Genomic DNA, 19,656 nt, shown 5'->3' with positions numbered 1-19,656 from the left:
CCGGGTGAGGTTAAATACAAAATTTCGGATTTTGGCCCAAAGGCCAAAATGAAACTGGCGAAACCCGTACTGAGCGCGGTAGAAGTATACCCCTATGGCTTGCCTCGGGGATAGTCAGTTTCAAGAAATTTTTTATACCGCGTAAGAGGCAGTTTTTTTACCTAAAGATTATTTTTGGTTGGTTTACTGAATATATATTTTTTTGAGTTTATAAGAGTTTGGGTGATTTGCGTTTGTCAACAATCCGAACGGTTGCTATTCGTACACCAATCAAAAATACTAGGTTTATAGGCATAGGCCTTTGCACACACAAAACAAAAAGACTATTCCTACTAAGAAATAGGATGCTATCATTTTAAAACAAAGAAAAGCGCCACATTTTTTAAGCGACTACGATTAACTGTAGTGAACGTTGGCGCAAGATGATATTATTTTGTCTTTTACCTATCATTTAATGTCCTATTAGACCCGTTCCTTTGTCGTTCGTATAAAAAAATGTGATTCTTACTTTTTTATGTGTTAAATTGGAGGCGATAAATTAAAAACCAAATTATGCAGATAAAAGAATCCTCCGAAATCTTTGATGTTATTATTGTAGGTTCCGGGGCTGGTGGTGGTGTGGCTACCAAACAGTTAGCCGATGCCGGATTAAACATAGCCGTTGTAGAAGCAGGGCCGTTTTTTGACCCCGCAGACCCTAAAACAATGACCCAATTAAAATGGCCCTATGACTCTCCTAGAAGAGGAGCAGGTACAGACAGGGCGTTTGGAGAATGGGATATGTCCTGGGGAGACTGGGAAGTGGAGGGCGAACCCTATACCCACGAAAAAGGCACTGAATTTAAATGGTGGAGGGCAAGAATGTTGGGCGGCCGTACCAACCACTGGGGACGTATTTCGTTGCGGTTTGGCCCCAAGGATTTTAAAGGAAAATCACGAGACGGACTGGGAGATGATTGGCCTATAGGGTATGAAGATGTAAAACCCTATTACGATAAGTTAGATAAATTAATCGGTGTTTTTGGCACTAAAGAAGGTAGAGAGGATGATCCCGACGGTTTTTTTCTTCCTCCTCCAAAACCAAGATTGCACGAATTGTTTTATATTAAAGGAGCAAAAAAATCGGGCATTCCGGTAATTCCCGGAAGGCTTTCCATGTTAACCAAGCGAATCAATAACGAACGGGGAGTGTGTTTCTATTGTGGTCAATGTGGCCGTTCTTGTCAAGTATATGCCGATTTCTCCGCAGGTAGCTGCCTTATTTTTCCTGCTCAGAAAAGTGGTGGAAAAGTAAAGTTATTTGTCAATAGCATGGTACGTGAAGTTACTACCAACGAAGAGGGCAGAGCCACCGGAGTTTCCTATATCAACAAAGAGGATAGGAAAGAATATAAACTAAAGGCCAAAGTAGTGGTATTGGCGGCATCGGCCTGTAGTTCGGCACGAATACTTTTAAATTCTAAGAGCAAACAACATCCCAATGGTTTGGGCAATAGTAGCGATGTCGTGGGTAGGTACCTCCATGATTCTACGGGTGCCAGCGCTTCTGGTGTTATTCCAGATCTTATGAATAGAAAAGTTTCCTATAACGAGGATGGTGTAGGGGGTATGCATGTGTATTCGCCATGGTGGGGGGACCACTCTAAACTAAACTTCCCAAGAGGATACCATATTGAAGTTTGGGGCGGTATGGGCCAACCCAACTACGGTTTTGGATTTGACCCTAATGGCATGAATAAGTTTTTTGGACTCAAAGTGGGGGGCTATGGCGATAGCCTTAGAGATGACGTTAAAAAGTATTATGGTTCGGTGATCGGTTTTGGTGGCCGTGGAGAGGCCATTGCATTTAAAGAAAATAGATGCGAAATAGACCCTACTACGGTAGACAAATACGGTATCCCGGTCTTAAAGTTCAACTACAAGCATTCGCAATATGAAATAAACCAGGCCAAGCATATGCAGGATACCTTTGAAGAACTAATTCATAACATGGGCGGTATTCCCTTGGGTGAAAAACCGGGTAAAGAACAGAACTATGGATTGCTTGCCCCAGGACAGATCATACATGAAGTAGGGACGACCAGAATGGGGAACGACCCCAAAACATCGGTAACAAACAAATACCAACAATTACATGATGCGGATAATGTGTTTATTGTAGATGCAGGGCCTTTTGTTTCCCAAGCCGACAAGAACTGTACCTGGACCATTATGGCGTTGTCGTGGAGGGCATCCGATTATATCATTGAACAATTGAAGCAACAAAATATTTAAGAAGATGGATAGAAGAAAAAGTTTACAGACCCTCATCCTTGGAGGCGCCGCTGCGAGTTCCGGTTTGGTTTTCAACGCCTGTAAAACGGATACAACGGAAACAATAGACCAGGCTATTGCAGAAAGTAGCGAAAAATACTTTGGACGTACACCGGCAGAGTTAGAGCGTTTGGAAAAACTGCAAGCCGAACAGCTTTTTAACGAACATGAAATGGAAACCATCGCGGCCCTAAGTGTGGTTATACTTCCCCCTAAAGAACCTCACGGTGGCCCTATTGAGGCCGGTGTACCGGAATTGGTAGAATTTATGGGGAAAGATATACCCGAAATGGCACCCACACTTTTGGGAGGTCTTATGTGGTTGGATCATAAAAGCAACAGTGAATTTGGTACCGAGTTTAAATCGGCAACCTTAGCGCAAAAAAAACAAATTTGTGACGAAATTTGCTGGCATGATTTGGATATGCCTTTGAAGGAACAACCTTTAGAAATTCAATTTTTTTATATGATGCGTGGGTTAACGGTAACCGGTTACTATACGTCAAAGGAGGGCATAGCGGATTTGGGCTATAAAGGCAATCAACCCAATGTTTGGGATGGTGTGCCCCAAGATGTGCTGGATCAACATGGCGTAGCCTATGACCCCGAGTGGATCGCCAAATGCGTTGATCAAAGCAAGCGAAACATAATAGCGGAATGGGACGAGCAGGGCAACCTGTTAACATAATTTTAAAAAAGGAAACGATGCGCACAAAAAATAAGTATATCACTATGGTCGCCAGTCTACTGCTCGCTCAGTGGGGTGGAACGTTGGTCTATGGCCAGGAAATAGGTATTCAATTATACAGTCTTAGGAATCAATTTAAAACAGATGTAGATGGATCGCTAAAAACTATTAGTGATTGGGGTATTACCAAACTTGAAGGCGGAGGCACCTATGGGTATGCCATGGAAGATTTCAAAGCACTATTGACGAAACATAATTTGGACGTGGTGAGTGTGGGCGCAAGTTTTGAAGAATTAGAGCAAAACCCCAAGAACGTAGTGGCCAACGCTAAGGCTTTTGGAGCAACATACGTAATGTGTGCCTGGATACCCCATAACAATAATGATTTTGCCATTGAAGAAACAAAATACGCTACTGAGGTTTTTAATAGGGCTGGAAAACTGTTAAAGGCGAATGGCTTAACCTTGGCATATCATGCACATGGCTACGAATTTCGTCCCTATGAAGAGGGCACTTTATTTGATTATATGGCAAAAAACGCCACCGATTTCACCTTTGAACTCGATGTATATTGGGCACAGCATGGTGGTGCCGATCCTCTTGCCCTTATGAAAAAATATCCGGGCAAGATGACTTTGCTTCATCTTAAAGACATGGAACATGGGGTTAAGGGCAACAATACGGGCCATGAAGATGTGGAAACTAATGTGGTACTCGGTACCGGCCAAATCGATATTGCAGGCGTGGTAGCCGAGGCTAAGAAACTAGGCATAGAATACATGTTTATTGAAGATGAATCTTCTAGAGTAGTAGAGCAGGTTCCCCAGAGCTTAGCCTTTTTAAAGGGTTTAGAGTAGGAATAACTTTCCGCATAGTATTGTAGCAGGTTAAGGTTAGGATGCCAAAATTTGTTCTTGATTACAACAGATTGCTAAGCCGTATCCGATCGGGGTATTTCCGGATCAGGTACGGTTTTCTGTTTCTTTAGGCACCCCAACTTTTGTAGGGTACAAAATAGATCCGTTTCGTTTAAGATGCAATGACTAGGGCAGTTTCTTTCCAAAGAAGTTCTTATTTTTATGGGCGATGGATGGGATTGTCTTGAATTTTTTAAAATTAATTGTAATTTCAATAAAAATAAGTGCATATGGCCTCACATAAAATCTTACTTCTATTTGCACACCCTTTGTTTGAAAAATCTCAGGCTCACAAGGAGCTTATAAAACATATACCTGTTACAGAAAATATCACGTTTCACGATTTATATGAGCTTTATCCGGAGTTTAATGTGGACATAAACCGGGAGCAAGCGCTTTTAAAAGAGCATGATATCATTATTTGGCAGCATCCACTCTATTGGTACAGCTGCCCGCCGCTGCTAAAGCAGTGGATTGATTTGGTGCTAGAATACAAATGGGCCTATGGGTCCGAGGGGAATGCCTTGGAAGGAAAATATGTGTTTCAGGTTGTTACTACAGGGGGTAATCAAGAAAATTATTGTAAAACTGGCAGGGATAGATTTACCATTTACGAATTGTTAGAACCTTTTAACCAAACGGCACAGGTGTGCAAAATGAAGTATTTACCACCCTATGTGGTACACGGCACCTTTGATATGGAAATTAGAGACTATGTGCAAGCGGGTAAGGCCTATGGATCACTCTTAAACCATATCCTTACAACGGGATTTAGCGAAGCGGATTTTAAAAATCATGTGTATATGAACGACTGGTATACATCTCTAAATACAGCCCATGGAATCTAATTTTTTTCTCGAAGCCATTATTTATTTGCTTGCGGCAGTAGTTTTTGTGCCCATTGCTAAGAAGATAGGTCTTAGCTCTATTTTGGGCTACTTGTTTGCAGGCATTGCTATTGGCCCATCCGTTTTTGAGCTTATAGGGCAAAAAGGGAGCGATATCATGCATTTTGCCGAATTTGGAGTGGTGATGATGTTGTTTTTGATAGGCCTGGAATTAGATCCGTATAAATTTTGGCGAATGCGAAAGTTTATTGCAGGCATGGGCTCTTTACAGGTGATAGGCACGGCCATTCTCTTATTTTTTGGATTACAATTAATTTTGGGTTGGAACTGGCAAATATCCCTAACCATAGCACTTGCATTATCGCTGTCCTCTACGGCAATTGTGTTACAAACCCTAAAAGAAAAGGGACTGAACAACACTTCCATGGGTCGGTCGTCTTTTGCCGTATTGCTATATCAGGATATTGCTGTGATTCCTATTTTAGCTATAATTCCCTTAATGGTTTCCGAAGCATCGGACATGAACATCAACCAAATTGCGCCTTCTTTAATTTCAGATTTTCCGGCATGGATTCAAACGTTGGTCGTAACTACTGCCATAACGGCTATTTATTTTTCCGGCAGATTTGTGATTGTGCCCTTGTTGCGAATGGTTGCCAAAACCAGACTTCAGGAATTGTTTACGGCTTCTGCGCTCCTTGTGGTTTTTGCCGTATCGTATCTTATGCAGTTAGTAGGTCTTAGTCCGGCTTTAGGGGCGTTTATGGCCGGAGTGGTTTTGGCTAATTCAGAATTTAAACACGAGTTAGAAGGAGACATAGCTCCTTTTAAGGGATTGTTATTAGGTCTTTTTTTTATTGGTGTTGGGGCGTCTATCGATTTTGACCTTATTATCAATAACCCTATTTTTATTTTTGCCTTTGTGGTAGCCCTCACCAGCCTTAAGTTTCTGGTTCTTTTTGGTATTGGAAAGGTCTATGGTAAAAATGTGGATCAAAATTTACAATTCTCTTTAGGACTCAGTCAGGCCGGTGAGTTTGGATTTGTAATTATGGGATTTGCCATGGGATTGGGTATTGTTCCTACCGCACTTGCCAATCAAATTTTAGCCATCATAGCTTTGTCCATGTTATTAACCCCATTTTTGACAGCCCTAAATGAGAACTATATATTGCCGTTTGTTGGCACAAAAGAAACCGTTTCTAAGGACGATGTTACCATAGAAGAAACGAATGCTGTGATTATTGCAGGCTTTGGACATTTTGGAAGCACCATAGGCAGAATGTTGCGGGCCAATAAAATTGAAGTTACCGTATTGGATCACGATGCAGAACGGGTAGAAACCTTGCGTAAAATGGGATTTAATGTCTATTACGGAGATGCCACTAGGCTTTCGCTGCTGAAAGCGGCCGGTGCCGAAGAAGCCAAGTTATTTATAGCCGCCATTGATAACCCGGAAATTAATTTACAATTGATAGTGCTTTTGCGGAAACATTTTCCCCATCTCAAGATTTTGGCAAGGGCAAGAAACCGAAATGATGCGTTTGAATTAATAGATCACGGAGTGGCTAATTTTTACAGAGAAACGCTTTACACTGCAGTACATATGGGTGTCGATGCCTTGGTGCAGCTTGGTTTTCGAAAATATACAGCTACGAGGCAAGGCCAACAGTTTATAAAGTACGATCAGGACACGACGTTGCGTTTGGCTACAAAAAGGCACGATAAAATGGCCTATATGGTAACGGTGCAGGAAGAGGTTGCCTTGCAAGAAGAGTTATTGCGCCGCGATTTGTATGCTCAAAACGAAGGCAGCGATCATTCTTGGGATAGCGAACATTTAAAAAAGGATGTTAGAGATAGCACGAAGCCTTAGATAGGTGTTATGCACGGTATGTAGCCTTTTAAGGAAATCCTAATTGTCGGAATGAGAAAATGGATACGGTTAAAATAACGCTATTCAGCAGTTTTATGTCCTTTTTAGAGGGTAAAAAAGCGCTTACGAATAGCGATTTATCGCACTCGGGGTACATGGGCATTAATCCGATTTTATAGCCAATCCTACCATAGAATCGGCCGTACCGTAATACAAAAACCATTTGCCTTTATAAAAAACCAATCCTTCTATAAAAGTGGTGCCTGCCGCATATTGACCGGAAACTTCATGAGGAAGATCCGGACAAATAAACGGGGTGGCCAACCGTTCTAATAGTTGGGTGGGGTCGTTCTTGTCAAAAAGTGCCTGTCCACCGCAATATGTGCCTTGTGGTACTTTGTCGCTTGCCCCATCGCCCTTCAGATTTTTTCCATTATACAGCAAAAGAATGCCATGCTCGGTATAGAGCGCAGGAGGGCCTGGTTCGGTTAAATGACTGTCAAAATCGCCCAAGGTGGGTTCAAAAACATGCAGAAGTTCACCGGAAGCATCTACCATAGGCACCCAATCTATCAAATTGTCAGATTGTGCTACATTCACAAAAAGTTCACCCCAGTACATTACATATTTCCCCTTTATTTTTTTAGCCTGTAAGGTGCCGTTTTGAAGTTCGGTGACCACGGAACCGGATTTACTCCAGATGTCTAAAAATTTTCCTTCGTACGCTTCTTCAAAAACAGGACCGTGTTTTGTCCATGACTTTAAGTCCGGAGAGCTCGCAGCCGATAAGCGTGCGGTTTCCTTATTCCAACTCGTGTAGAGCATAATATAGCCACCCTCCGGCGTTTCTACCACACGGGGATCTTCAATGCCACCGGGAAAGTCCCAAATTTGAAATTCATCTACCGAAGGGTACAGTACGGGATCGGGGTATTTGGTAAAATGTATCCCGTCTGTGCTATAAGCCAAACCAACTCTGGACGTTCGTCCGCCTAAAATAGCCGATGGGTCGTCTTCCGCTCGGAATAACATAAATACGGTATCATTTCGGACGATAGCCGCAGGATTAAACACGTCGGCTTTTTGCCATTGCACCGCCTTTTTCGTAATGGGGTCTTGAAAAACATAGGTGGAGTCTGCCCGCATGATCGGGTTTTGTGCCGGTTTTTCAAAACCTAAAAGCCATTTTTCCTGTGCGTTAGATGTGGGATTAAAAACAAGAAGGATTAAAACGATACCCAATGCTTTAGTGATGTTCATGAATGTCCTAAAATTAATTCGTGGATAAAGGTCTAGTTCTACAGGTCATTAGTATCTTTGACGAATAGCAACAAACCGTGATAATTATGAGGGGTAAGATACTGTTTTTTGGAGGAATATGCTGTTGTATAGGCTTTATTGTTTTAGGGTGTAAGGAAAAGCCGATGCACAAGGAAACAGGAACACCGGAAGAAACTAAGAGTATTCATGCAGATACCGTTCAAGAAGTGGAAACGGCACTCGTTTGGAAACCAAAATCGCTGGAAGGAATTGCCGATACCACCTTTGTGCGTTTGGCCGATTTTAGTGTCGATTTTGTGTACGATATGCGCTATGCTACGACCCAGAACTTCCTTAACGAAAAAGTGTACGCCTGTGCCGAGTGTTATACCAGAGTGAAAACCGCAAAGGCACTGTTGCAAGCCAATGCCGAATTCATGGCCAAAGGATATAAAATTAAATTCTTTGATTGCTATAGGCCGCGTTCGGTGCAGTATAAAATGTGGGCCATCGTTTCTAATCCGCAGTATGTGGCCGATCCTAAAAAAGGTTCTATACACAATAGGGGCGGTGCTGTAGATATTACGTTGGTTACTTTGGACGGCAAAGAACTGGATATGGGCACCGATTTTGATTACTTCGGAAGAAAGGCCTACCACGATAATTTTGATCTTCCGGAGGACGTACTCATCCATAGAAAATTATTAAAAGAGACCATGGAAAAGCACGGATTTTGGTCGGTACGGTCCGAATGGTGGCATTATAATCTTTCCGCCGCTAGTTCCGATGCGGTGGCTAATTTTAATTGGCCTTGTACCGACTAGTCTTGTACTTTTGTTTTGGAACACACTAAAACGATACGCTTACCTTCACAATTTTTTGTAAAAAAGAGATACGTAGTACCACCATCCGAAATACTAAGTTTTTTGCGAAGTACGGCCACACTTTCCGGAAAGTTTCGTACCGTAATATGAGCCTGCTTTCCTTTAAATTTAAGCAGATTCTTTTTGGAGTAGGGAATAACCTCGCGAATGTGAAATACCCTACCCGGAAAGGAGATTTGGTGGTCGGCAGTGTACAAATGACTGTGTTCATGTAGTTTTTTGAGGTGAAAATGTACGCCAATGGTTTTAAACGCACCCGATTTTAAGATGGCTGCATTGGGTTCGTACAAAAATTGCATGGGCAAGGCAAAGTCAGGTACGGCTACGAATTCGTCGGATCGTAAAAAGTCAAAGGTGGATACCTCCGTGCTGGTATGGTTAATCGTTTTTATGCGCACGGACGCTGAAGCATCTTTTTTCAATATCCAAAGCAATTCTTTTACATCATTTTGTACGGCAACAACATGAATGCAGGACACAAACCGAAGTTCTGAAATGCCTTGAGAGAGATCTAAAAGTGGTGCTGTTTTTACTAAAATACAGGCTGTTTTTTCAAAAATAGAATCTAAGTGTTCCAGAATGTTTGGGGTGCAATCGGCCAACATAAATACCCTGTTTTTTTGTTCGTTTCTTCGGGAAGGGTCTATGTAAATCCAATCGAATTTTTCTTTCGTTTGCTTCAAAAAATCCAGTCCGTTACCGGTATATGTTCGGATGTTGTCGGCACCTAATTGCACAAAATTATAATGGGCTATTTGCGAAAGGATTTCATCAATTTCACAGTGCCATACACATCCTACTTTCTTTGCAAAATAATAGCTGTCTACCCCCAAACCTCCGCTGAGATCTAGCAGCGATTTTCCACGAACCAATGAGGCCTTATAGTGCGCTGTAATTTCAGAGGATGTTTGCGCTAGTTGAAGCGGATGGGGATAGTATATTTTAGGAGTACGGTAATAGGTGGGAAGCTTTGTGGCGCACTTTTTTTTAGAAGCAATCTGTTGGGTGAGCTCCGCAGTGGATATGCCTTCAAATGTTGTTTTTTTTAGTGCAACTGACACGATGTCAGTATTTAAATTTTCATTTATAAACTGTTGTGGACCAGTTTTTAATATATTTTTATTCAAAGTTTTACTATAAGTTTTTGGTCAGTGTTTTAACAATCTTATTTTCCGACAAAAATTCCTTCAAAATGACTTTAATTGCTGTATATCCGGGTACTGCAACAATCATTCCTACAACACCAAAGAGCAATCCAAAAATTATAATGATCAGGAAAATTTCTAAGGGATGCGATTTTACACTATTCGAAAATATGAAGGGTTGCGAAAAGAAATTATCGACCAATTGACCCACTACTAAACCGAGGAATACAAAACCGGTTTTGGGTAAAATAACACTGCTGAAATCGGCTCCTAAATTGCTGGTCATGCCCAAGGTAATCATGATAATACCACCGATGATTGGACCTACGTATGGAATAATATTGAAGAGGGCACAAAGGAAGGCGATTACCACCGCATTTTCGATTCCGATAAGCAGTAAAGCCACGGTATAAATTACAAATAAAATAAAAATTTGAAGCAACAAGCCTAAGAAATAGCGCGATAATAACAGGTTTAATTTTTCAATGGAATGCATCATTTTGGTCTCTTTTCCTTGAGGCACAAAAAGCAGGATACCATTTTGTAGTAATCGGCGATCTTTTAAAAAGAAAAAGGAAATAAACAGCACGGAAAACAGACCAATACTGGCACCGCTAAGCACGTTTAAAAACGAATTGAAAAACTCTGGAATAAAACCTACATTGAGGTGTTCTAAAATATTTTTTTCAATGGCGGAATCCTGAAGTAGGTTGCTCACAGCAGATGGCGTAGCATTAAAATACTCCGTAATTTGCATGTAAAGTGCATTCAGATTTTTTTGAAGTCCCTCTAAATTTAACAGTGAGAGGTTACGACCTTGCTTCATGAGCAAGGGCACAAACAGCGCAATAAGACCTGCAATAGCTGCTATAAATAGTAGTATGGTGCTAATAACGGCTACCGTATTGGGAAACTTAAATCGCAAGCGCAAGAATTGCACAATCGGATTCCCGATAAGTGCAATCACCGAGGCTATGACTATATAAGCGATAACCGACTGTATTTTGTATAAAAAATAGAGCAATACAACAACACCCACAATAATGGCTACAGCACGCAGTATGCCCTGAGTAATCGTTTTTGATGTCATCTATCAGTTTTTAAAAACATAGGCTACAATATTCGCTCCCATTTGTAACGCTTTTAAACGCACATCATCTGGGTCGTTATGTACTTCTTTGTCTTCCCAACCGTCACCCAAATCGGATTCGTACGTAAACAATACTAAGAGACGCCCCTCATGGGTGATCCCAAACGCCTGAGGACGTTTACCGTCGTGTTCATGAATTTTAGGAAGCCCTTGAGGAAATACATAGTTTTGATTAAAAATCGGGTGATCTGTACCCAACTCTACCCATTCCTTTTCCGGAAACACCTTTAGCAATTCTTTTCTTAGATAAGGTTCCATACCGTAATTGTCATCGATATGTAAAAAACCGCCTGAGAGCAAATACATCCTGAGATTTTCCGCCTCCGCCGAAGAAAAAAACACATTTCCATGTCCGGTCATGTGCAAAAAGGGATATTGAAAAATACCGGTATCACCCGGCGTTACGGTAGCGGGTTTTGGGTTCAGGGCTGTGCCTATGTTAGTATTTACGAAGGAAATAAGATTGGGAAGTGCCGTAGGGTTGGCATACCAATCGCCACCGCCTCCGTATTTTAGTATGGCAATGTCTTGGGCAGCCATTCGCCAAAGTGAAAAGCAGGTCATAATGAAGATCAACATTGGTAATTTCATGGAATCAACTATTTTAAACCATCGGTTATTTCGGGTGTGTACCATCTATATTTCCGAGCTTCAGGCAGGGAGGAACGGTCAGTTTATGGGATGCTTATATTCAATGTTTATGAGGATAGGTGTATCCTAAAAGTCAAATTTAAGCATAATCACTACCAAAAAAGTCATTTTTTAAGGGATAGTTTTCGATGTAGTGCGGTTTTTTGGGCTGGTAAGGTTACGAATTCACAATCGCCACCGCCATACACGCAAATACAGCTGCGGTTTCTGTACGAAGTCTGTTGTTGCCTAAGGACACCGGGGCATATCCTTTTTTAAGGGCCAAATCAATTTCTTTGGCAGAAAAGTCACCTTCGGGACCAATCAGTACCGTAACGTCTTTTTGGGGTGCTACCATGTTATGAAACAGGGTTTTTGCGCCATCTTCACAGTGAGCAATTCCCGAGAAATGGGATAACGGATTGCGCATAAAATCAGTAAAGGAAGTGCTTATATTGATGCGAGGCAAGTAGGTTTGTAGTGACTGTTTCATGGCTGCCTGAACCACTTTTTCCAAGCGTTCGGGCTTCACTGTTTTGCGTTCAGAGTTTTCACAAATAAGGGGTGTAATCTCGGTGACCCCAATTTCCGTGGCCTTTTCTAAAAACCACTCGAAACGATCATTCATTTTGGTAGGGGCAACGGCCATATGAAGCCGGTACGGTTTTCTTTCGCTTTGGAGGGCAGAAACGATGCCCACCCGACATTTTTTTGCATCAGCCTCGAGAATTTTAGTGGTAAACAAATAGCCATTACCATTGGTTATATAGATAAGATCATCTACGCGTTTACGCAAGACCCTTATCATGTGTTTGCTCTCTTGCGGAGAAAACGTAAATTCGGTTGCGTTACCGTTTATGTGCGGGTCGTAAAAGAGTTGCATTCCGATATATTTAGTTGCGTTATCAATGGGGTATAAGACGGATTCTTGTAAAGAAAATGACGTAACAAAAAATGTACACTTATTCCTAAAAGCAACACAAACAAGTATTCGTTAAAAAAATGCGAATCGCCATTGGAATCGTAATACGATTGATAAATTTTAAAAGAAAGAATATAATTAATAAAAGTTAAGAACAAAAATAAAAAGAAATAAGGCCATTTTTTGAAGCATGGATAATAGAGTTTATATGACAAGAGAATACCCAGCTCTTTCAGAAACAACGTGCTGGCTAGGGGCCATAAAAAGAACAAGGGAAGTGCAAAAAGGCGCGTTTCACGTGCAAAAGTAAGTACCATGACCACTAAGGAATTAATGACGAATACAAACAAAAAGGAATGTATAAATTTTACGTGCAAAACAGACAACCTATTGTCTTTTAGCACAAACCACAATAGATAGAGATAGAGACCCAAACCCAGCACCAAAGAAATGAGGGATTCTACCGCATTTTTGGTGGTCCCAAAATTTTCTTGAAAACAGGAAAACCGACTTAATAACTCTCCTTGTTCTATGAAAATATCCGAAGAAGTGCTAACAAAGTACCCTAGATACAAGGCATAAAATGCAAAAGGCATTAAAATGATGAGGTACCTTTTGAAGGTGTTTAGGGCAGCGGGATTTCTCGCATACATGCCGCCGTTATTAAAGAAAAGCAGCAGTGCCGGGAGCAGCAGTAAACTAGTTTCTCTGGCCACAGCCGCAAATGTAAAGGATACTACGTAAAGCGTCCATTTCTTTTTAAAATAAGCCCACATCCCCAGAAATATGAGGGTGTATTGCAAGGGTTCGTCATAGGTGTAAATGGGCGAAAAAAAGGCAAAAAGGATAGAGAAACCTAAAAAATATCCCACAATATTAAGCACGCTATGCCAATAGTGCCTTGTTACCGTCATAGACAGTATAAACAAGAGTATCCCACTACCAAAAAACAAGAGGTAGTTTACTAGAATAAAGGATTTTCCTATGGGTAAACCAGTGAATTCCGAGGTGCTTTCAATTAAAAAGGTGGTAAGTGGTCTTCTTGAAAATGCCGGTAATTCTTTGTGGTAGTTTACTGTATAGGTGAGATAACCGTTAGAAACCCTAGTGTTATTCTGATTGAGCATGCTATCCGAAAAAGGCGACATATGCAACCCTAAGCTGAAAAGGGTTAGCAACAGGCTTACAAAAAAAGGGAGTATGTTTTTTAATGGTTTCAATTTCCTATTTATCGCTCCTTTGGAGAGGTCGGAACTGTCTTTTTGCAGTTCCAGGTGAGGTGAAATACAAAATTTCGGTTTTTGGCCCAAAGGCCAAAATGAAACTGGCGAAACCTTTACTGAGCGCAGCAGAAGTATACCCCTATGGCTTGCCTTGGGGATAGTCAGTTTCAAGAAATTTTTTATTGAATTTTTCATTCAAGAGAGAATGTATCTGGCTTTTGCTGTAACACGCTGATCTACAAAATCTCCAGCTATAAATTTTAAATAACCCACAATACCGATCATGGCGGCATTGTCTGTGCAATACTCAAATTTAGGAATAAATGTCTCCCAATTATGGGTGGTCTCGGCATGCAACAAAGCGGCCCGGATACCAGAGTTTGCCGAAACACCGCCGCCAATAGCGATTTGTTTTATTCCGGTTTGCAGCGCCGCTTTTTTTAATTTCTCCATCAATATAGCAATAATGGTATATTGTATAGAGGCACAAATGTCATTCCTGTTTTCAGAGATGAAATTTGGGTTTTCTTTGGTCTTTTTTTCGATAAAATATAAAATACTTGTTTTTAACCCGCTAAAACTGAAATTGAGTGCGGCTACTTTTGGCTTGGGAAATACAAAGGCTTTGGGGTTGCCCATTTGGGCATACCTATCTACCAAAGGCCCTCCCGGGTAGGGCAGTCCTAAAATTTTAGCGCTTTTATCAAAAGCTTCCCCAACCGCATCATCTAAAGTTTCTCCTAAAATTTCCATGTCGAAATAATCGCGCACCAGCACAATTTGTGTATGACCGCCACTTATGGTTAATGCAAGAAAAGGAAATTGTGGTTTTTTACTGTTTTCTTCCTCAATAAAATGAGCCAAAATATGAGCTTGCATATGGTTTACTTCAATTAACGGTATCGCAAGACCCAAGGCCAACGATTTCGCAAACGAAGTACCCACCAATAAAGACCCTAAAAGACCTGGGCCACGAGTAAAAGCTATGGCGGATAACTGTTTTTTATCGATATTTGCCTTGGCTAAGGCCTGATGCACCACGGGGACGATATTTTGTTGATGCGCTCTAGAGGCCAGTTCGGGTACAACACCCCCGAATTCCTCATGTATCTTTTGGGTGGCAACGACATTGCTTCGTGTTTTCGCATTGCATAAAACAGCGGCAGCGGTGTCATCGCAAGAAGATTCTATAGCTAAGATGTAGATGGGTTGGTTTTTCACCTAAATTTGGAATAATAATTGAATACACAAAGGTAAAACATAAAGTCCTATCAAAAAACTAAGAAAAATACTGCTCCGATCCTTTCTGGTTCTTGCCTTACTGCTACTCATGGGTACTCTTTTTCTTTCGCTACCGGTAGTGCAAACCAATTTTGCCCGCTATGCCACAGAGACCCTCAATGAAGAGTTTGGCACCAATATCCAATTAAATCGATTACAGATTTCCCTCATCACATTTAACACCTCCTTAAAAGGCGTTTATGTAGAAGATTACAAAAAAGACACCCTTTTTTATATAAAGGAACTGACCACGTCTATCTTAAACATAAAGAATTTGATCCGCGGAAAATTAGAATTCGGAGATATTGAGGTAGAGGAACTTCTTTTTAAACTTAAGACTTATGAGGGGGAACGCACTACTAATCTCGAAATTTTTGTAGATAAGCTAGATGATAAGAAACCAAGGGCTCCCGGAACACCCCCTTTTTTCTTTTCTGCTTCCAAAATCGATATTCAAGACAGTCATTTTAAATTGATTGATGAAAATGTAGCTCAATCTGAAATTTTAAACTTCAACAACTTACAAATTTCGGCAGATGACTTTCAAATTCTAGGTCCTGAGGTCAGGGCTTCCATAAAGGGGATGGCATTTGCGACTCCGCAAGGTATATCGGTAACCCAAATGGCTACAGATTTTACATACACCAAAACACAAATGCGTTTTGATGGGTTACACCTTAAAACACCGGAATCGAATCTCAATGGCTTTTTAATTTTTGATTACGATCGATCTGATTTTGCCGATTTTTTAAATAAGGTACAAGTAAGCTCAGAATTTATTGATTCGGAAATAGCACTGGATGAGATAAATCTGTTTTATAACGAATTTGGCACGGGCAAAAAGGTGACCCTTTCCTCAACTATTAGCGGCGTTTTAAATGATCTTACCGCAACAAACCTCTTCTTGTTCTCTGATGAAACAGGTATTCGGGGCGATTTTAATTTTAAAGAATTATTCTCCCAGGAAGCGTTCACTCTCAATGCCGATATTCGAAACCTTTCTACCAGTTATTACCAGCTAAGGGCTTTGTTGCCAAATATCTTAGGAAAATCCCTTCCAAGTAGCTTTCAGAAATTGGGTTCATTTACCATTAGGGGTACTACTGTAATTGCGGAACAGGAAATTAATGCCAAGGTAAACATCAATACGGGCATTGGTAGTAGTTATGCCGACATTGCCTTAACCAATATTAAAAATATAGACAATGCTTCCTATAAAGGATTTGTATCCTTGATCGATTTTGATCTTGGCCGATTTCTGGGAGATAAGCAACTGGGCAAAACTACGTTTGATTTTAACGTGGAAGGCATTGGTTTTGTGCAGCAAACCTTAAATACGGAAGTTATTGGCCAAATCTACACCATCAATTTTAACAATTATGAGTATCAGGATATAAAGGTTTCCGGAATTGTAAAAGATCAGCTTTTTGATGGTAGCCTTACCAGCAACGATGAGCACATGAAATTTAACTTCAACGGGCTGGCCGATTTTAAAGACGCCAATAATCAGTTTAATTTTAAAGCCTCGGTGGCCTATGCCGATTTAAAAAAGACCAATTTTATTAATGACAGTGTATCTATTTTTAAGGGCGATATCGCTATGGCTATAACAGGCACCACACTAGATAATATTACAGGTGACGTGGCTTTTACGAATACGGTTTTTCAAAACAAAAATGACACCTATTATTTTGATGACTTTAAAATTAATGCCGCCTTTGAAAATGATACTACGCGAGTCATCGCCATAAATTCTCCCGATATAATTACCGGTTATGTTAAAGGCACTTTTAAGGTAAACGAGTTAGGGAAATTGCTTCAAAATTCTATAGGTAGTGTGTATACCAATTATAAACCGTTTCAGATCACTGAAGGACAGCGGTTGGCTTTTAATTTCAGGATATACAATAAAATTGTAGATGTATTTTTTCCCGAAGTACAATTTGATCCCAACACCTTTATCCGCGGTACTATCATTGCAGATGAAGGCGATTTTAAGCTCACGTTTAAGTCGCCCAGTATTTCCGCTTATGGTAATGAATTGGATGATATAGAATTAAAGATCGATAATAAAAACCCGCTATTCAATACCTTCCTATCTGTTGCTGATGTGTCTACACCCTATTATGACGTTAAAGATTTTAACTTAATCAATACCACCTTAAAAGACACCTTGTTTTTTAGAACAGAGTTTCGGGGCGGCAACAAAAATAGCGATGTCTTTAACTTAAATTTTTATCACACTTTTACCAAAGGCAACAAATCGGTGATTGGTTTAAAAACCTCGGATGTGAGTTTTAAAGGCAACAAATGGATCCTAAACCAAGAAAACAATGCGGAGAACAAAGTAACCCTATCTCAAAAATTAGACAGCATTTTCATTTCAGAAATCGTTATGAACAATGAAAACAAAGAACAGATACGGCTACGTGGGCAGTTGGCAGACTCTACCTATAAGGATCTAGAATTACAGTTTAAGCTGGTATCCCTAAACAAAATCACACCGGTTATAGACAGTCTAAAATTGCAGGGAGAGGTGAATGGCATTTTGCAAATTTTGCAAAAGGACAAGGTGTATTTACCTTCTTCCAGTCTTAGTATTGCCGATTTATCGGTAAACGATATCCGCCTGGGCGATTTAACATTGGGTATTGTTGGCAATAAGGATTTAACCGACTTTGTCGTAAATTCTCAAATTACAGATAGGGGTAAAGAAAAATTAAGCATCATAGGAAATATTACCAATCGAGAAAAAATACCACAGGCCAATCTTTTGGCTTCATTTGGAGATTTTGATCTAGAACCCTTTGCGCCTTTGGGTCAAGGCGTAATTAGCAACATTAGAGGGAAACTCAATGGAAGTGTACAAATAAGGGGTAATATCGATAATCCGGATATGTTTGGGTTGCTCAACCTCAATAATGCCGGTATTGCCATACCGTATTTAAACGTAGATTACGCGTTTAGTCCCAATGCAGGCGTAAGCCTTACCAATCAGACATTTAATTTTCAAAATGTAGGGCTTTCCGATGTCGCCATGAAAACCAAGGCTACCCTTAATGGAACCATTTCGCATGAATTCTTTACGAATTGGCGATTAGATTTGGATGTGAATACCAAAAACGAAAGGTTTCTTATTTTAAACACAGCTTTTGAAGAAGAGGTGCTATATTACGGCAGCGGTTATTTTAATGGCACAGGCAGAATTCACGGGCCAACTAGTGCCCTTACCATTGATGTAGATGGTGCTACGGCAAAGGGCACCTCCTTAAAAATACCGATTAGTGACGTGGCCAGTGTAGGCAATTATTCGTTCATCAACTTTATTGAACGAAATGCAACGACCTTGGAAAAGGAAAGGATGGCATTAAAACAATACGAAGGAGTGGAACTTAACTTTGATTTGGCCGTGACTCCTGATGCTGAAGTAGAGATTGTGCTAGATCCTAAAACTGGAAGTGCGCTGAAAGGCACAGGAGAAGGTATTTTACTCATCCGAATTAATACCAATGACCGGTTTGAAATGTACGGCGAATTCGTTACCGTTACCGGGGATTTTAACTATAAATTTGGCGGGGTTATCGATAAAAAATTCAAAGTAAAACCCGGCGGTACTATACTCTGGGAGGGCGATCCTTTGGGAGCACAGCTCAATATGGAAGCGGCGTATTCTCTAAACGCCAATCCGGCTCCCTTACTAGATAATCCGGGCTATACGCGACGAATTCCCACAGAGGTAGTCATCCGTCTTACAGATCAATTAGAAAGGCCTACCATTAATTTTAATATCGAATTTCCGGGTACAAGCTCTATTGTAAAATCCGAACTGGAGTATCGGTTACAAGATCCTACCGTAGAAGAGCGCAATGCTTTTTTTCTGTTGGCTCAAGGCACCTTTGTAAACGAGAGCAGCGGTATCAATCAACAGGCCGTAACGGGGAATTTAATTCAAACCGCTTCCGGCTTGCTTAATCAAGTGTTGGGCGGTAGTAATGATAAGTTCGATCTAGGGGTGTCTTATGAGCAGGGATTACAAGATCGAAACGCAGATATTCAGACCGAAAATAGATTAGGTGTAACGGTTTCCACAAAAATAAACGAACGTATTTTAATCAATGGGAGAGTGGGTGTTCCGGTAGGTGGCGTAAGTGAGACTGTAGTTGCCGGTGATGTAGAAATGCAAATTCTTCTCAATGAAGAAGGTACTTTAAGCGCTAAGATTTTTAACAGGCAGAATGAAATTCAACAATTTTTAACAGACAGGCAAGGGTATACCCAAGGTATTGGGTTGTCTTATGAAGTCGATTTTAATAGTTTTAGTGAGTTGATTCGGAAAATTTTCAACAAAAATAAAAATCAGGAGGGCCAAATAATCCCCGAAATAGCCGCCCCTACAAATATCATGGGAAAAGACAGCCTGATACAAATTAGGGCAAAGGCCATAAAAAGTCGATAATACCACAGTTCACCTTCTATTTGTTTTATTTTCGAAAATACCAGCAAAAAAATAAGAACGAAA

The 19,656-nt window shown here is 40.6% G+C and carries 14 protein-coding genes; 7 read left to right on the top strand and 7 right to left on the bottom strand.

The window, feature by feature from the left end; all coding sequences use genetic code 11:
• Positions 1-552 precede the first annotated feature (552 nt).
• The 5 genes from U1E44_RS15025 (at position 553) to U1E44_RS15005 (ending at position 6,642) form a co-directional block, all read left to right on the top strand.
• Positions 553-2,274: a GMC family oxidoreductase gene (locus U1E44_RS15025; protein ID WP_322931928.1), complete on the top strand. Its 1,722-nt coding sequence runs from the start codon at positions 553-555 to the stop codon at positions 2,272-2,274.
• A gap of 4 nt (positions 2,275-2,278) precedes the next feature.
• The gene (locus U1E44_RS15020; RefSeq protein ID WP_322931927.1) at positions 2,279-3,001 is read left to right on the top strand and encodes a gluconate 2-dehydrogenase subunit 3 family protein; all 723 of its coding nucleotides are present in this window, start codon (positions 2,279-2,281) and stop codon (positions 2,999-3,001) included.
• 17 nt (positions 3,002-3,018) lie between these two features.
• Positions 3,019-3,858 (top strand): sugar phosphate isomerase/epimerase family protein, encoded by an 840-nt coding sequence (locus U1E44_RS15015; RefSeq protein ID WP_322931926.1) that lies wholly within the window; start codon positions 3,019-3,021, stop codon positions 3,856-3,858.
• Between the two features lie 290 nt (positions 3,859-4,148).
• On the top strand, positions 4,149-4,766 hold the full coding sequence (locus U1E44_RS15010) for an NAD(P)H-dependent oxidoreductase (protein ID WP_322931925.1): 618 nt from the start codon (positions 4,149-4,151) through the stop codon (positions 4,764-4,766).
• Positions 4,756-6,642: a monovalent cation:proton antiporter-2 (CPA2) family protein gene (locus U1E44_RS15005; protein WP_322931924.1), complete on the top strand. Its 1,887-nt coding sequence runs from the start codon at positions 4,756-4,758 to the stop codon at positions 6,640-6,642. The genes U1E44_RS15010 and U1E44_RS15005 overlap by 11 nt, the downstream gene beginning before the upstream one ends.
• A 162-nt stretch (positions 6,643-6,804) precedes the next feature.
• Here the strand turns inward: U1E44_RS15005 and U1E44_RS15000 are convergent, their stop codons facing one another.
• The gene (locus U1E44_RS15000; RefSeq protein ID WP_322931923.1) at positions 6,805-7,902 is read right to left on the bottom strand and encodes a glycoside hydrolase family 130 protein; all 1,098 of its coding nucleotides are present in this window, start codon (positions 7,900-7,902) and stop codon (positions 6,805-6,807) included.
• A gap of 86 nt (positions 7,903-7,988) precedes the next feature.
• On the opposite strand from U1E44_RS15000, the gene U1E44_RS14995 reads away from it, so the two are divergent.
• Entirely contained in the window at positions 7,989-8,726 is a 738-nt protein-coding gene (locus U1E44_RS14995; protein ID WP_322931922.1) for a M15 family metallopeptidase, read from the top strand.
• On the opposite strand, the gene U1E44_RS14990 is transcribed toward U1E44_RS14995, so the two are convergent.
• The 6 genes from U1E44_RS14990 to tsaD all read right to left on the bottom strand — a co-directional run bounded on the left by U1E44_RS14990 (position 8,723) and on the right by tsaD (position 15,077).
• On the bottom strand, positions 8,723-9,847 hold the full coding sequence (locus U1E44_RS14990) for a class I SAM-dependent methyltransferase (protein WP_322931921.1): 1,125 nt from the start codon (positions 9,845-9,847) through the stop codon (positions 8,723-8,725). The two genes, U1E44_RS14995 and U1E44_RS14990, sit on opposite strands and share 4 nt — an antisense overlap.
• A 73-nt stretch (positions 9,848-9,920) precedes the next feature.
• Entirely contained in the window at positions 9,921-11,021 is a 1,101-nt protein-coding gene (locus U1E44_RS14985) for an AI-2E family transporter (protein WP_322931920.1), read from the bottom strand.
• Between the two features lie 3 nt (positions 11,022-11,024).
• Positions 11,025-11,672: a DUF4159 domain-containing protein gene (locus U1E44_RS14980; RefSeq protein WP_322931919.1), complete on the bottom strand. Its 648-nt coding sequence runs from the start codon at positions 11,670-11,672 to the stop codon at positions 11,025-11,027.
• Positions 11,673-11,889: 217 nt separating this feature from the next.
• The gene (locus U1E44_RS14975; RefSeq protein ID WP_322931918.1) at positions 11,890-12,594 is read right to left on the bottom strand and encodes a 16S rRNA (uracil(1498)-N(3))-methyltransferase; all 705 of its coding nucleotides are present in this window, start codon (positions 12,592-12,594) and stop codon (positions 11,890-11,892) included.
• Complete coding sequence (locus tag U1E44_RS14970; protein WP_322931917.1) at positions 12,567-14,027, bottom strand: hypothetical protein; 1,461 nt, start codon at positions 14,025-14,027, stop codon at positions 12,567-12,569. The genes U1E44_RS14975 and U1E44_RS14970 overlap by 28 nt, the downstream gene beginning before the upstream one ends.
• A 24-nt stretch (positions 14,028-14,051) precedes the next feature.
• Positions 14,052-15,077, bottom strand: a complete 1,026-nt coding sequence (tsaD, locus tag U1E44_RS14965) for a tRNA (adenosine(37)-N6)-threonylcarbamoyltransferase complex transferase subunit TsaD (RefSeq protein WP_322931916.1) — start codon at positions 15,075-15,077, stop codon at positions 14,052-14,054.
• Positions 15,078-15,186: 109 nt separating this feature from the next.
• On the opposite strand from tsaD, the gene U1E44_RS14960 reads away from it, so the two are divergent.
• Positions 15,187-19,593, top strand: coding sequence for a translocation/assembly module TamB domain-containing protein (locus U1E44_RS14960; RefSeq protein WP_322931915.1), 4,407 nt, complete (start codon positions 15,187-15,189; stop codon positions 19,591-19,593).
• Positions 19,594-19,656 lie beyond the last annotated feature (63 nt).

The sequence above is a fragment of the Aurantibrevibacter litoralis genome (assembly GCF_034651555.1).
Taxonomy (GTDB): domain Bacteria; phylum Bacteroidota; class Bacteroidia; order Flavobacteriales; family Flavobacteriaceae; genus Aurantibrevibacter; species Aurantibrevibacter litoralis.
The sequence above is the reverse complement of the archived record's forward strand: the minus strand, read 5'-3'. Positions and strand labels throughout refer to the sequence as shown.

Bases quoted from the DNA above. Each gene is read 5' to 3' on its own strand.
- U1E44_RS14980 (WP_322931919.1), bottom strand. From the start codon at position 11,672: ATGAAATTACCAATGTTGATCTTCATTATGACCTGCTTTTCACTTTGG.
- U1E44_RS14985 (WP_322931920.1), bottom strand. From the start codon at position 11,021: ATGACATCAAAAACGATTACTCAGGGCATACTGCGTGCTGTAGCCATT.
- U1E44_RS15005 (WP_322931924.1), top strand. From the start codon at position 4,756: ATGGAATCTAATTTTTTTCTCGAAGCCATTATTTATTTGCTTGCGGCA.
- U1E44_RS14975 (WP_322931918.1), bottom strand. From the start codon at position 12,594: ATGCAACTCTTTTACGACCCGCACATAAACGGTAACGCAACCGAATTT.
- U1E44_RS15025 (WP_322931928.1), top strand. From the start codon at position 553: ATGCAGATAAAAGAATCCTCCGAAATCTTTGATGTTATTATTGTAGGT.
- U1E44_RS15020 (WP_322931927.1), top strand. From the start codon at position 2,279: ATGGATAGAAGAAAAAGTTTACAGACCCTCATCCTTGGAGGCGCCGCT.
- U1E44_RS15015 (WP_322931926.1), top strand. From the start codon at position 3,019: ATGCGCACAAAAAATAAGTATATCACTATGGTCGCCAGTCTACTGCTC.
- U1E44_RS15010 (WP_322931925.1), top strand. From the start codon at position 4,149: ATGGCCTCACATAAAATCTTACTTCTATTTGCACACCCTTTGTTTGAA.
- U1E44_RS14995 (WP_322931922.1), top strand. From the start codon at position 7,989: ATGAGGGGTAAGATACTGTTTTTTGGAGGAATATGCTGTTGTATAGGC.
- U1E44_RS14960 (WP_322931915.1), top strand. From the start codon at position 15,187: ATGGGTACTCTTTTTCTTTCGCTACCGGTAGTGCAAACCAATTTTGCC.
- U1E44_RS15000 (WP_322931923.1), bottom strand. From the start codon at position 7,902: ATGAACATCACTAAAGCATTGGGTATCGTTTTAATCCTTCTTGTTTTT.